The 12,771-nt window shown below is 49.7% G+C and carries 14 protein-coding genes; 8 read left to right on the top strand and 6 right to left on the bottom strand.

All coding sequences use genetic code 11. From position 1 onward, the window contains the following. Positions 1–4: 4 nt before the first annotated feature. Entirely contained in the window at positions 5–1,894 is a 1,890-nt protein-coding gene (locus GI364_RS11635) for a bifunctional homocysteine S-methyltransferase/methylenetetrahydrofolate reductase (RefSeq protein ID WP_198853715.1), read from the top strand. 597 nt (positions 1,895–2,491) lie between these two features. Here the strand turns inward: GI364_RS11635 and GI364_RS11640 are convergent. Continuing rightward, positions 2,492–2,863 (bottom strand): hypothetical protein, encoded by a 372-nt coding sequence (locus GI364_RS11640; protein WP_198853716.1) that lies wholly within the window; start codon positions 2,861–2,863, stop codon positions 2,492–2,494. A gap of 11 nt (positions 2,864–2,874) precedes the next feature. Beyond that, a complete protein-coding gene (locus tag GI364_RS11645) occupies positions 2,875–3,648 on the bottom strand; it encodes an HAD family hydrolase (protein WP_198853717.1) in 774 nt (257 codons plus the stop codon). 156 nt (positions 3,649–3,804) lie between these two features. On the opposite strand from GI364_RS11645, the gene GI364_RS11650 reads away from it, so the two are divergent. Together GI364_RS11650 and GI364_RS11655 are read left to right on the top strand one after the other, a co-directional pair. Further along, a complete protein-coding gene (locus GI364_RS11650; RefSeq protein ID WP_233096112.1) occupies positions 3,805–5,193 on the top strand; it encodes a glycine--tRNA ligase in 1,389 nt (462 codons plus the stop codon). 110 nt (positions 5,194–5,303) lie between these two features. Continuing rightward, on the top strand, positions 5,304–5,486 hold the full coding sequence (locus tag GI364_RS11655) for a hypothetical protein (RefSeq protein ID WP_233096113.1): 183 nt from the start codon (positions 5,304–5,306) through the stop codon (positions 5,484–5,486). Positions 5,487–5,640: 154 nt separating this feature from the next. Here the strand turns inward: GI364_RS11655 and GI364_RS11660 are convergent, their stop codons facing one another. Next, complete coding sequence (locus tag GI364_RS11660) at positions 5,641–5,925, bottom strand: hypothetical protein (protein ID WP_198853719.1); 285 nt, start codon at positions 5,923–5,925, stop codon at positions 5,641–5,643. A 114-nt stretch (positions 5,926–6,039) separates the two neighbouring features. Between GI364_RS11660 and GI364_RS11665 the strand changes: the two genes are divergently transcribed. Continuing rightward, entirely contained in the window at positions 6,040–7,218 is a 1,179-nt protein-coding gene (locus GI364_RS11665) for an MFS transporter (protein WP_198853720.1), read from the top strand. A 237-nt stretch (positions 7,219–7,455) separates the two neighbouring features. After that, entirely contained in the window at positions 7,456–9,411 is a 1,956-nt protein-coding gene (acs, locus tag GI364_RS11670; protein WP_198853721.1) for an acetate--CoA ligase, read from the top strand. Positions 9,412–9,460: 49 nt separating this feature from the next. Here the strand turns inward: acs and GI364_RS11675 are convergent, their stop codons facing one another. The 3 genes from GI364_RS11675 to GI364_RS11685 form a co-directional block, all read right to left on the bottom strand. Continuing rightward, a complete protein-coding gene (locus GI364_RS11675; RefSeq protein WP_198853722.1) occupies positions 9,461–9,793 on the bottom strand; it encodes a hypothetical protein in 333 nt (110 codons plus the stop codon). Positions 9,794–9,908: 115 nt separating this feature from the next. After that, positions 9,909–10,286, bottom strand: a complete 378-nt coding sequence (locus GI364_RS11680) for a hypothetical protein (protein WP_198853723.1) — start codon at positions 10,284–10,286, stop codon at positions 9,909–9,911. After that, positions 10,283–10,522: a DUF2249 domain-containing protein gene (locus GI364_RS11685; protein WP_198853724.1), complete on the bottom strand. Its 240-nt coding sequence runs from the start codon at positions 10,520–10,522 to the stop codon at positions 10,283–10,285. The genes GI364_RS11680 and GI364_RS11685 overlap by 4 nt, the downstream gene beginning before the upstream one ends. Positions 10,523–10,741: 219 nt before the next feature. Between GI364_RS11685 and GI364_RS11690 the strand changes: the two genes are divergently transcribed. The 3 genes from GI364_RS11690 (at position 10,742) to GI364_RS11700 (ending at position 12,740) form a co-directional block, all read left to right on the top strand. After that, the gene (locus GI364_RS11690) at positions 10,742–11,449 is read left to right on the top strand and encodes a VIT1/CCC1 transporter family protein (RefSeq protein WP_198853725.1); all 708 of its coding nucleotides are present in this window, start codon (positions 10,742–10,744) and stop codon (positions 11,447–11,449) included. Positions 11,450–11,541: 92 nt separating this feature from the next. Next, positions 11,542–12,210 carry a Crp/Fnr family transcriptional regulator gene (locus tag GI364_RS11695; RefSeq protein WP_198853726.1) on the top strand — a complete coding sequence of 223 codons (669 nt, stop codon included), beginning with the start codon at positions 11,542–11,544 and terminating at the stop codon, positions 12,208–12,210. 227 nt (positions 12,211–12,437) lie between these two features. Next, on the top strand, positions 12,438–12,740 hold the full coding sequence (locus GI364_RS11700) for a metal-sulfur cluster assembly factor (RefSeq protein ID WP_198853727.1): 303 nt from the start codon (positions 12,438–12,440) through the stop codon (positions 12,738–12,740). The last annotated feature ends 31 nt before the right edge of the window (positions 12,741–12,771 follow it).

Here is a 12,771-nt window from a genome sequence, read left to right on the forward strand (position 1 = left end):
AGACATGACGGCTAGCAGAGCGGAGTTTAGAGAGTGGATAGCGCACAACAGAGTCGTGGGCGACGGTGCAATGGCTACCCTTTTGCATCAGATGGGAGTGCCCGTCCGTACGTGCTATGAAGAGCTTTGCATTTCAAAGCCATGGCTTGTTGAACAGGTGCACAGAGAATACGTCAGTGCTGGTGCCAATATTATTCAAACAAATACATTCAGCGGTCATGCGGCCGGTCTTGACAGGTATCAGTTGGCGGACAGGGTGCAGGACATTAACCGGGCTGCCGTGGACATTGCAAGAAAGGCGGCAACAGGAGACGTACGAGTTTTTGGAACCATCGGATCCATTGTCGGTCTAACGCCGGGTCTAATGACTTGGGACGCAGAGAGCAAAGCGAAACTGGGCGGCGCGTTTTCAGAGCAAATGCAAGCTCTATTGCTGGAGCAACCGGATGGTCTGCTATTGGAGACCTTTGCTGACTTGAACGAATTACTGCTGGCTGTTACAACTGCGCGTGAACTCACAAATTTACCAATAATTGCAAATCTGTCCCCTGAGGTCGTGGGTGTGACCCGGGACGGGGTACATCTGGTTGAGGCTTTCCCCAAATTAATTGAGGCCGGCGCAGACGTCGTTGGATTGAACTGCCGTCTGGGACCGGAAGGAATTGCACGCAGCTATGCTGAACTTTCGCTTAATGAGACTGTGGGTTATGCAGCATACCCGAATGCAGGCATGCTGCAACGCGAAGGAAATGAAGTGAGCTATACTGCCAATCCGGATTATTTCTCCAATTTTGCACATGACATGTACCAATTAGGTGTGGGACTCGTGGGTGGATGCTGTGGTACGACTCCTCAGCACATTCGTGCCATTGCGGCTGTGAGGGATGGAACAGTACCGAGATCGACATCGGGCATAGCTGGGAAACCTCGCCCAATCATGCACCGGGAGGTTGAAGGACGACACGAGGCGGCCAGACCTGAATCCCTGCCGAATACGTCAAGCTTGGTAAAGACAACTGGCGGTGGCACAACGGTCATCGTGGAACTCGATCCGCCGCGGACACTGAACACGGATAAATTCTTGACCGGCGCGAAGGCACTCACTGCAGCGGGAGCAGATTTTATTACACTTGCAGATAACTCCCTCGGACATGTACGGGTTAGCAATATGGCCTTGGCAAGTCAGTTGAAGCAACTGGGGATGAATCCGTTGGTCCATATTGCCTGCCGTGATCGGAATCTCATTGGACAGCAGTCTCACTTGATGGGACTTCACGTCCTTGGGATTCATCAAATTCTTTTGGTAACGGGGGATCCGTCCAGGTTTGGTGATTTGCCCGGTGCAAGCAGTGTCTATGATACTTCCTCCATGGAATTAACGGCGATGGTCAAGAGATTAAACGAAGGGATTGCGTTTTCCGGGCAACACCTGAAGCACGCGTCCAAGTTCGAAGTTGGTACGTCATTTAATCCGCATGTCAAAAACGTCGATCGAGCGTATGAACGTTTACAAAAGAAAGTGGCAGCGGGTGCTGATTATGTTTTAACACAACCCATTTTTGATGCTCGTCGATTTGAAGAGATAGCTCGTCGAACGAAAGACCTGGGGGTGCCTGTCTTCGTAGGAATTATGCCGTTGGTGAGTTCGCGCAACGCGTACTTCTTGCACAATGAAGTGCCCGGAATAGACGTGTCTGATGAGATTTTGCATCAAATGGGAGAAGTAGATTCTGAAGCGGGAGAAAAAGTCGGCCTTCGGATTGCGAAGCATCTCATAGACGAAGCGTTGAAGCACTTTTCTTCCATTTATTTAATTACCCCATTTCTTCGTTATCACCTCACGGTTGAACTCGTTGAGTATATTCGTTCCAGTAAGAACCAGCTGGTGAAGTAAAAATGCTCAGGACTCGGACTGTGGCACAACAACATCGGACTGTGGCACAACAACAGCATCGCTGAGTTCGCAAAGTTCCTGTGTTCCTGTCGCGTGCGGAGTAAATAGGGAGGGTCGAATGAGAGTCGAATTGAGGAGAGTCGAATGAGAGTTGAATGAGAGTTGAATGAGAGTTGAATGAGAGTTGAATGAGAGTTGAATGAGAGTTGAATGAGAGTTGAAGATAAACGGGCACCTCCCGTTTATCCACCTTCTAAGGTAAACAGTGCAACGGCGCAAAACAGAGAGATGAAGAGAGAGGAAACGCAACGCAGTACAACGTGCTGGTGACCAATTATTTTCTGGTCAAAGAGTTTATACAATCTATCGGATTTGACCGACCGGTGGTCACAAATTGGCCGCAAATTGCCCGTTTTTCGGGTTGGAATGTGGCAGAATGGTGTCGGAGGACGGATTGCGGGGTCAGTTTATAATATAGCGATCCGTCAGGTGCTTATATGGGCAGCGGCTTCCCCCCGATAAAAAATAAGCTCGTGAAAAGAGCTTAATTGCCAAAATCACGTCTAAACAGGGGGCTGAACAGCAAATAAGCTCGTTTCAAGTGTTTATTTCCACCTCGGAGCTCTCCTTGCAGCGAATAAGCGCGCCTGGGATCCTTATTTTCGCTGAGTCGTCGCCGCAGTCTGGCTGAGTCTGGCTGAGTCTGGCTGAGTCTGGCTGAGTCTGGCTGAGTCTGGCTGAGTCTGGCTGAGTCTGGCTGAGTCTGGCTGAGTCTGGCTGAGTCTGGCTGAGTCTGGCTGAGTCGTCGCCGCAGTCTGTCCGAGTCTGTCCGAGTCTGTCCGAGTCTGTCCGAGTCTGTCCGAGTCTGTCCGGGTCTGTCCGGGTCTGTCCGGGTCTGTCCGGGTCTGTCCGGGTCGTCGCCGCAGCCTGGTTGTCCTTGTCCTTGCCCATGGCTCTTGTCTCTCTCATGCCTTGCCTTGTCAGATGAGGCCAAGGTGTTTGAAAGCGTACAGTACCCCGTCTTCGTCCACGGGTCTTGTCGTCATTTTGGCGTGTTGCTTCACTTCTGGCGAAGCATTGCCCATGGCGACGGACATTCCGAGGGTCTGGAACATACCGATATCATTGCCGCCGTCTCCGATATGAAGCGCGTGCTCTGGCTGGCAGCCGACGTGTTCGAGAAGACGCAGGGCGCCCACTGACTTGTTGCTTCCGCCTTTTTGCAAATCAACGCCTTCTTCATCCCACCGGTACAGATAACACTCAGGAAATGTAGATTTTGTGATTGTATCGTAAGCTGGGGGCATCATGACATTTGCTTGATAAATCGGCTCTGTGTTGACAGAATCCACATCTGTCAAGCGGATTGCAGGAAAGTCGTACCTGCGCAGCAGTGGTTCGTAGCGATGAGGTACGGGCTTGGCACTGACGGCCTCTGTCTCAGTGTGAAATATGAGCGGGAGTTCATGTCCGCTGCCAAACTCGATCATCCTGTCGATGACGTCGGGGGCAATCGGGTGGGACTCAATGACAGTACCGTTGGCCTGTGTTAATCCGCCGTTGAAGTATACAGCGTAATGCAGGTTCAACTGTGACTGAACCGGTTTCGCGTGCAACACGGACCGGCCTGTGCACAGAGCTAAGGTGTACCCTTTCTTCTGAAGCTGTTCAACAGCTTCCAGCGCGCTTGGTACAATTTCGTTGTTGTAAAACAAAGTTCCATCTATATCTAAGAAAATAACTTCGATATGCAAGCGGTGTTCACCCAACCTTTCGTCTATACCGTTACACATTATACACAAGCTGCGTGCTTCGTGCGTGTCAGACAGGGCGTTCATTTGCATTGCGAGACGCGCTGAAGTACAGTATCATTGGCCTATTATGGAAAGTTCAAAATCGGGGGATGTTCAATGGCAGCAGCAGTACCAGCAACAATGGAACAACTTGTATCTTTGGCAAAGCATCGGGGGTTTATCTTCCCGGGATCGGATATTTACGGCGGATTGGCTAACACATGGGACTACGGACCACTGGGAGCAGAAGTAAAAAACAATATCAAGCGTGCTTGGTGGAAAGCATTCATCCAGCAATCTCCATACAATGTGGGGCTTGATTCTGCAATCTTAATGAATCGCGAGGTCTGGGTTGCTTCCGGTCACGTAGGCAACTTTAATGACCCGATGATTGACTGCAAGGCTTGCAAAGCACGCCACCGAGCAGATAAGTTGATTGAGTCGGCGCTTGAAGCACAGGGCGAAGAGCGCCTGGTGGATGGATTGCCGTTTGCGGAAATGGAACAAATGATACAGGACTACAACATTCACTGTCCGGACTGTGGCGCCCAGGACTTCACATCTATCCGGCAGTTTAACATGATGTTTAAGACCCATCAGGGCGTCACGGACGATGCCGTCAATGAGATTTATCTTCGTCCTGAGACAGCTCAAGGCATCTTTGTGAACTTCAAGCACGTGATGAGAACCATGCGCAAAAAGCTTCCTTTTGGTATTGCTCAGATTGGAAAGAGTTTCCGCAATGAAATCACACCCGGCAATTTTATCTTTCGAACGCGGGAATTCGAACAAATGGAAATGGAGTTTTTCTGTGCGCCGGGCTCTGATATGGAGTGGTTCGAGTATTGGCGGAAGGCGTTTTATGAATGGCTGATTCGCATTGGTATAAAGGAAGAGAATCTGCGCCTTCGCGATCACGAACAGGAACAGCTGTCTCACTACAGCAAAGCTACCACTGACGTAGAATATCACTACGCTTTCGGCTGGGGCGAACTGCTGGGTGTGGCCAATCGTACAGACTACGACCTGCGGCAGCATATGGAACATTCCAATGAAGATTTTTTGGTTACGGAAGAAGGAAAGGAACCGTTTATTCCTTATTGCATTGAGCCCTCCGTTGGCGTGGATCGACTGTTCCTAACAGTTTTTGCTGATGCCTATGAAGAACAAGCGCTGGACAATGGAGAAACGCGGACTGTGCTTCATTTTCATCCGTCACTCGCTCCCTATAAAGCAGCAGTGTTTCCGCTCTCAAAGAAGCTGTCTGAGGGAGCTCAGTCCATTTACGCAGAGCTCGCTAAGGAGTTTCGTGTGGATTATGACGAATCTGGAAGTATAGGAAAAAGATATCGTCGCCACGATGAGGTTGGCACACCGTATTGCATCACGTATGACTTTCAATCAGAAGAAGATAAAAGTGTCACAATCCGAGACAGAGATACGATGCAGCAAGACAGGGTTCCTGTGTCCGAATTGACTGCATGGCTGCGTGAGCGCACTCTGTAGTTCAGTCCGCCGTCCCGCGTCACAATAGAGTTTTCTCTGTAGACATGCGGGGATGGAGGGATGCATAAGGCGACGGCTCCCTGGGGACAACAGGGATGGGGGTGGTTGGTATGACAAATCAGCATACGGAAAATCACAACGAAAATTTGACGTTTTTAGGTGCGTTGTCTGAAAACGACAAGTATGAGGCTGTGGTCAACCGGCGCAGCATCGACGACCCAGTGTTGCCGGCTGTCCCGTGGAGACAGTTCCATCGGGCGAATGTCCCGCACCTGGCTCGCCGTTCCAATTGATTTGTACAGCACCACATTCCCGCAGAACAGAGGGTGGTTTGCCCTCTGTTCTTTATTGCTGCTTGCCCTTGTATAGTCTCAAAAAGTATGAAATAGATAGACTAGTCCCGGCCGCTTTCAAACGCTGCAAAAGATTTCCGGTCTGTCTCGGGTGTTAATCCGCTCGACATAGTGGCGGGTTCGGGACTGTCCAAGACGTATCCGGCTGGTCGAGTGCCTTCATATCTTGGCGAATCGCAGTATGAGAGACTTCCAACCAGCTTGCCGTTTGTGAGAGTTCCCGGTTATATTCAGAAGAGTGCACCAGGGCATAGTCCAGGACCGGCGAGTAAGGCATGGGCGGTGTTGCAGTGAGGCCCACATATGTGATGGGCGGGAACATCGCCAACAAGCACCAGATTTTTGTAATCGTCCGTTTTGAAAACGTTGTGAATTTCATCTGACCGGGCCTCGATTTTCGGATTCTGCAAAACAAAAGCCTTAAGAACACACTGATGCGTGTAATGTGTCCATTTATACAAATTTTATGTATTCGAGAAAGGAATTTTTTCCGGTGCGGCAAAATTCATTTTTCGTCCTAAGCGTTCTTCTTCTTGCAGCGGTGGTTTCCATGCTGCCAAATGCAGTGCTGTTTCCGGCTGCTCATGACATTGCTGTCCACTTACACGTGCCTGTCTCATTTGTGGGGTTGATGGTAACAAGCTATTCCATCGCTTACGTGGCAGCTACGCCGGTGTTTGGAATTCTCTCAGACTACGCAGGGCGAAAAAGTGTACTGCTGGTGGGGCTGGTGTTGTTTGGCTTAGGCGGTATCGTTCCACTGGTAGTCCAGCAGGGAGTGATGATTCTAGCCGGCCGTGTTGTCATGGGTATCGGGTCTGCGGGAGTGTTGCCCATGGTGGACAGTACCATTGGTGACATGTATGAGGCTGGCGCAAATCGGCGTAAGGCACTGGCAGCCTTTGGCGGGGCAATTGCTGTCGCTGAAGCCGTGCTGCCTTTTCTCAGCGGTCTGTGTGACAGCATTAGCTGGCGCGGCGTATTCATGCTTTATACAAGTGCATTTGTCAGTGCTCTGCTGGTGACTTGGATTGTCTGGCCCAAGAAACTGGATGAACCAGACAGCTACAGTCCTCATGGCTACTTGCGAGCGCTTAAACTCACCTCCACGATGCCGGCGCTGTTTGGCGCGTTATTGTGCACCGTATTGTTCGGTGTCGTCTACTTTGGCGTGTCGTCGCTGCTGCCGTTGTCCGTTGACAATGGCAACAATGGATTGCTAAACGGCTTTTTGTTCCTACCTTTGGGTATAAGCTGGGTTGCCAGCAGCGCTTGGTTCGTGAAGCGACCTCATATCGTGAAGGTTCATCGGGCCATTCTCCTCGGGTCTCTGATTTTGGCCGTGGGAACCATTCTACTAGGGCTGACGCATAAGGTTCTGTTTTTGCTGGCTATTTCTCTTGTCTGGGGGCTTGGCTCGGGTATCCTCACAACCCTTTACAGTTGGGTGGTAGGGGATGAGACACCAGCGCGGGTGAGAGGAGCTGTCAACGCATTGTACAACGCCGCCTATGTGCTTGGGTTTGCCATTGGAGCGCCGCTGTTCCTTTATCTGAAAGAAGTTTGGAGTTACCAATGGTCGGCAACAACTGCGGGAGGAGTAATGATTGTATCAGGCGTTTTAGGCTATATACTGATTCGAATTGGTCAACATGCTAGTCCTGCCTTGTAGTCAAAAATGGCGAATGATAAGGTTACCTGGACTATTGCGGAGGCTTCAAAAGAATGTTTCGAAATAGTTGTAATAACACTGAATATATTGCAAATATACCAGTAAGAACCGTATAATTGCTATAGTACATCGATTTGCTGGCTGAAAACGCTTCCTGCTCTATTTATAATGAATTGTTTCTATGTGCGAATTGAAGCACGGGGGCCGCGGCCATAATTAACGGAGGGAGTTGTTTAAATGGCGGATGAAACGAGTCAGCTAGACACGTTGCTGCACGAACAGAGGACATTTGCGCCTTCAGAGGAATTCAGGAAACAGGCGAATTTTAATGATCCTGCTGTTTACGAGAGAGCGGCGCAAGACCCGCAAGCGTATTGGGCTGAACAAGCCGCGAACCTTTCCTGGTTCGAAGACTATGACAAGGTGTTAGAATGGAATGCTCCCCACGCTAAGTGGTTTCTGAACGGGAAACTAAACGCTGCCTACAATGCCGTAGACAGGCATCGAACGACATCGCGTAAGAATAAGGCAGCCATCATGTGGGAAGGTGAACCTGGCGACAGCAAGGTATTCACATATGAGATGCTGGGGCGTGAAGTAGATAAGGCGGCCCATATGTTGAAGAATCTTGGAGTGAAGAAAGGCGATAGAGTCACAATTTATCTTCCCATGATTCCTGAATTGCCGATTTCCTTGTTAGCCTGCGCAAAAATAGGAGCGATCCACTCAGTGGTATTCGGTGGATTTTCTGCCAAGAGTCTAAAGGAGAGAATTCTTGACGGAGATTCAGACGTTGTGATTACGGCAGACGGCGGCTGGCGCAGGGGCAAGGTCGTACCGCTGAAAGGAAATGCAGATGCGGCTGTCGAGGGAACAGCAGTCCGGAAAATGCTGGTTGTACAGCGAGTTGGTGATGCTGCAGAAACAGAGATGGTTGCTGGTCGAGATGTGTATTGGCATGAGGAGATGGCAAAGGCACCGTCCACGCCTTGTGCAGCGGAACCAATGGATTCGGAAGACATTTTGTTCCTTTTGTATACATCCGGAACAACTGGAAAACCGAAGGGTATTGTTCATACCACGGCCGGTTATTTGGTGGGTGCCAATACGTCCATGAGAAGCGTATTTGACCTGAAGGATGAAGACATCTTCTTCTGTACCGCAGACATTGGCTGGGTCACTGGGCATACTTATATCGTTTATGGGCCGTTGTCTGCAGGTGCTACTGTTGTCATGTACGAGGGTGCGCCTGATTTTCCGGCACGTGATAGGTTCTGGGAAATCGTTGAAAAATACAGTGTTACAACCTTGTACACTGCGCCAACCTCCATTCGCACATTCATGAAGTGGGGACCACAATATGTAGAGAATCATAATCTGGACACACTGCGGTTGCTGGGAACTGTCGGAGAACCGATTAATCCTGAAGCGTGGATGTGGTACCACGAACATATCGGAAAGGGCCGCTGTCCAATTGTAGATACATGGTGGCAGACGGAAACAGGTAGCGCCATGATTGCACCTCTGCCTGGCATTACCGAAACCAAACCTGGTTCTGCCACACAACCGGTTCCGGGCATCTTGGCTGACGTGGTAGACGAGAATGGCAACTCTGTTGAACCGGGACACGGCGGTTACTTGGTCGTCAAGCATCCTTGGCCCTCCATGCTTCGGACTGTCTGGGGCGACGATGACAGATTTAAGCGAACGTATTTCGGCCAGTTCGAAGGAACATATCTTCCAGGAGACGGTGCGCACAAGGATAAGGACAGCTATTTCTGGATTCTGGGGCGCATTGACGATGTCATTAATGTCTCCGGTCACAGGATTGGAACAATGGAAGTGGAAAGCGCTCTGGTCGATCACAATGCAGTCGCGGAGTCTGCAGTCATCGGCCGCTCTCATGAAGTCAAGGGTCAGGCGGTCACTGCTTTCGTTACCGTCAAGGAGGGCGTGGAAACGTCGCCGGAACTGGTGCAGGAACTGAAACAGCATGTGGTTGATAAAATCGGGGCAATGGCGAGACCGGAAGAAATTATCTTCACGGCAGAACTTCCGAAGACCCGCAGCGCAAAGATTATGCGCAGATTGCTTCGAGACATCGCTGAAGGGCGGGTCATCGGGGACACCACAACCTTGGCAGATCCATCGGTCGTCGAGTCCCTCAAGAATCAGTACTCTAACAATGAATAAATGAGAGAATGAAATCGGTACAAAGAATGGGGCGTGCGCGAGGCACGCCCTATGCTGTCCTCTCGAGAATCTGCTTAGCATTGTTGTACAGCGCTGCCATACCGCCAAACAAGCTGTAAAAGAAGCTGTCCGGTGCGTCGAGTGAAAACGATTGATAGTCTTTTGGGTTCATACCGAGCATCCATTCAAACAAGTCGGCACTGTTGTAGGCATAGAAACAAAAGTTCACGTAGTCAAAAAAAGGCATTTTCTCAGTAATGGTCACAATGTCGTGGGCATAACCAGTGATGTCTCTCTGGGCTTCTCCTATCATCTGGACAGCGTCGTCCAATTGTACGTGAATCTTCACTGTACGTTCATCAATTTCCTCAATTTGGGCCACCGTCGTTCCCTCCATCTCTGTTCGAAAGCTGCCTGTAACTCTTAGGTTCAACGATTTAAGTTCAAATTTTTCCCGCCAGACTTGCAGCACGCGCAGGATCTAGGACGCAAAACAATCAGATTCCGAATCTTGAAGGCAGCACCAGAGTGCCTCGATGCAGAGCATCTCGAAAGAGGGAAGCTCCAAGCAACTCACCTGCATCAAGAGGCAAGGGTCTCTGCTTTTGATACCCGTCATCTGTGAAGAAGTCTTTGTTTTTCTCAAGTTGTTGCACGAGCAACGACAGACCCCAGAGCAGCGCCGGGTCGATGTCAACTCCTTCATAGTCCGACCGGGATTGTGCCAATTCCAACACTCGGTAGACTTGTTCATACCCCATCGGTGCATAGGCGACGACACCCTTAAGCAAATCGTCGCCATCATAGATCACAAATACTTTGCGGTACCCGTGCACCACATGACCGTTCGAAAGCCACGAAATTTTGATACTCATTCAGATACTCGGCTGATTTTAATCTTGAATTCTGTCGGACCTTGTTCGACGTATTCCCAGGCAAACATGTTGGCTCGCTCCAGTTTAAATTGATAGTGGAGCGGTACCGGATCGTGATCGTTCACCAAAAGCATGTCTTCTCCGGGCTTTAACCCGTCAAAGGTTTCAAAGATAACCTGGTGTTTGCGATGTGGCGGGTACTCTGTGGCATTGACAGTGGCTGCGTAACTACTCATGTTTGTAACCTCCTTGTGTTTTCGAAGTACACCTGTACTGTACTAAGGTTTTTATCACATCACTGTGACCTCCATCACATGCACCAGCGATTCAACTGTTCACATAGTTCATTAGGACTACTTTTCTTTTGGTGAGTATATCCAAGCGGAGGATGTGTGAAATCCTTTTGCAGGGTACTCTGAATTTATGGGCATAACAAACCATGGGAGGGAATCTCGATGGTCGACAGTTCAGCAGAGGCGGCAAACACGGAGAAACACTTTCGCACTCAGGAAGTAGTGCGAGACATCATTATTGGCATGGCGGATGGACTGACGGTGCCTTTTGCGTTAGCGGCAGGATTGAGTGGAGCCGTATCTAATACGTGGCTGATTGTAACGGCAGGACTCGCAGAAATTGCTGCTGGGTCCATTGCTATGGGATTGGGCGGGTATTTGGCAGTAAAATCAGACCATGAATACTACGAAGCGGAAATGGAACGGGAGCGGCAGGAAATTCGGGATATGCCGGAAGCAGAACGGCGTGAAGTGGAAGACATCATACGTCGTTGGGGATTTCATCACCATCATGTCGAGCCCGCCGTGAATACAATTACTGACGATAACGACAAGTGGATTGACTTTATGATGCAATATGAGCTTCGCCTTGAGCGTCCGCGCCCAGAGCGTGCACGGAACAGTTCTTTGACAATCGGCATTTCCTACATCATTGGTGGACTTGTTCCACTGGCTCCTTACTTTTTATTTACCAATGCAGCTCAAGCACTGTTGGTTTCGGTGATTTTTACAATTCTTGCACTGTTTATATTTGGCTATGTAAAAGCACGTTTTATCGGAACGCGAGCGTGGCGCAGTGCATTTCAAATGGCCCTGGTAGGCGGATTGGCCGCACTTGTCGCATTTTTGGCAGCGAAGTATATTGCTTAACCGCTTCAGGCTTTGTCCTGGGTTTTGTATTGTTGCGCCCTTCAGATGTGATAATCTAGTTTGTGAAACGGATTCTCGAAAGAAGGGCCGCTATGGATAAATGGGAAGTATTGCGCAGCATAGAACTGTTCAAAGAGTTGAATGATATGCAGTTAGAGTCTATCGAGGCTCTAACTGCTGAACATACTTACGAGCGCGGCGAATACGTGTTTATGGAAGGACAGACACGTGAGTCTGTATACTTTGTGCGCAAGGGACTTGTGAAAGTCTTCAAGGTTGATGAAGAAGGTCGCGAGCAAATTGTGAATATTATCGGGGCAAAGCAGATGTTTCCCCATGTCGGATTTTTTGACAGCAGTCCCTATCCGGGTACGGCAGAGGCCCTGACATCCTGCACGCTCTTTTCAATTCGGAGCAGCAGTTTTGAAAATTTACTGTCAGACCACCCTGATATTGTACAGAAAGTCATGAAGGTCATGGGAAAGAAGATCCTGCAGTTGCAGGCCAAACTCCAGGAACTGGCATTGTATGACGCTCACCAGCGAATCCAGGCATTAATGTCCCATTTTGCGGAAGAACACGGTCGTGAGGAGGACGATGGCGTCCACATTCAACTCCCGGTAACTCACGCAGATATGGCTCAAATGGTGGGCATGAGTCGTGAATCTGTGAACCGAATTCTCAATCAGTTTAGACGCGAGGGTGTGCTTCGGGGAACGAGAGAAGAGTGGGTCATCAACTCAGACTGGCTCCGGAACTAACCGCATTTTCCTCAGGTTTTCGTCTGCGATTCTACGAGCAGTCCGCGAGAGACGGGCTGCTCGTAAAATATTCCTCTCATTTCGCTCCACTCATGTGCTGCGGTTTTCCTCCTATTTCAATTCATCTCCACCTTTCGGCAATGATTCAAGTGACCTGGGTCACAACACAATGAGTGCAAGGAGAGTATTTTTATAGCGTGGTAAGAAACGTAAGGGGATGAGTTGCAATGATTGATTTAGAAGCTGTTCGGCAGCAACTAACGGATGTTTATGACCCTGAACTTGGACTGAACGTGGTTGAGTTGGGTTTGATCTATGAGATATCCGAACCTCGTGAAGGCGACCTTTACATTCGAATGACGATGACGACACCAGGGTGTCCCATGCACGATACGATCCACGACGCCGTTGAATGGGCAGTGATGCAGGTGTTTGGTGTAGCCGCTGTGAAAGTCGATGTGGTGTTTGATCCGCCATGGTCTCCTGATGAAATGACGACGGAGGCGAAGATGAAGTTGGGGATGGCCTAGTCTTGGCAGCACACGATTACCTGTTTATGGA

It is taken from the genome of Alicyclobacillus sp. SO9, assembly GCF_016406125.1.
Classification (GTDB): domain Bacteria; phylum Bacillota; class Bacilli; order Alicyclobacillales; family Alicyclobacillaceae; genus SO9.

Excerpts from the sequence above, each read along its gene's own strand:
- GI364_RS11635 (WP_198853715.1), top strand. The coding sequence starts at position 5 with ATGACGGCTAGCAGAGCGGAGTTTAGAGAGTGGATAGCGCACAACAGA.
- GI364_RS11640 (WP_198853716.1), bottom strand. The coding sequence starts at position 2,863 with ATGAGAGAGACAAGAGCCATGGGCAAGGACAAGGACAACCAGGCTGCG.
- GI364_RS11650 (WP_233096112.1), top strand. The coding sequence starts at position 3,805 with ATGGCAGCAGCAGTACCAGCAACAATGGAACAACTTGTATCTTTGGCA.
- GI364_RS11655 (WP_233096113.1), top strand. The coding sequence starts at position 5,304 with ATGACAAATCAGCATACGGAAAATCACAACGAAAATTTGACGTTTTTA.
- GI364_RS11660 (WP_198853719.1), bottom strand. The coding sequence starts at position 5,925 with ATGAAATTCACAACGTTTTCAAAACGGACGATTACAAAAATCTGGTGC.
- acs (WP_198853721.1), top strand. The coding sequence starts at position 7,456 with ATGGCGGATGAAACGAGTCAGCTAGACACGTTGCTGCACGAACAGAGG.
- GI364_RS11680 (WP_198853723.1), bottom strand. The coding sequence starts at position 10,286 with ATGAGTATCAAAATTTCGTGGCTTTCGAACGGTCATGTGGTGCACGGG.
- GI364_RS11685 (WP_198853724.1), bottom strand. The coding sequence starts at position 10,522 with ATGAGTAGTTACGCAGCCACTGTCAATGCCACAGAGTACCCGCCACAT.
- GI364_RS11690 (WP_198853725.1), top strand. The coding sequence starts at position 10,742 with ATGGTCGACAGTTCAGCAGAGGCGGCAAACACGGAGAAACACTTTCGC.
- GI364_RS11695 (WP_198853726.1), top strand. The coding sequence starts at position 11,542 with ATGGATAAATGGGAAGTATTGCGCAGCATAGAACTGTTCAAAGAGTTG.
- GI364_RS11700 (WP_198853727.1), top strand. The coding sequence starts at position 12,438 with ATGATTGATTTAGAAGCTGTTCGGCAGCAACTAACGGATGTTTATGAC.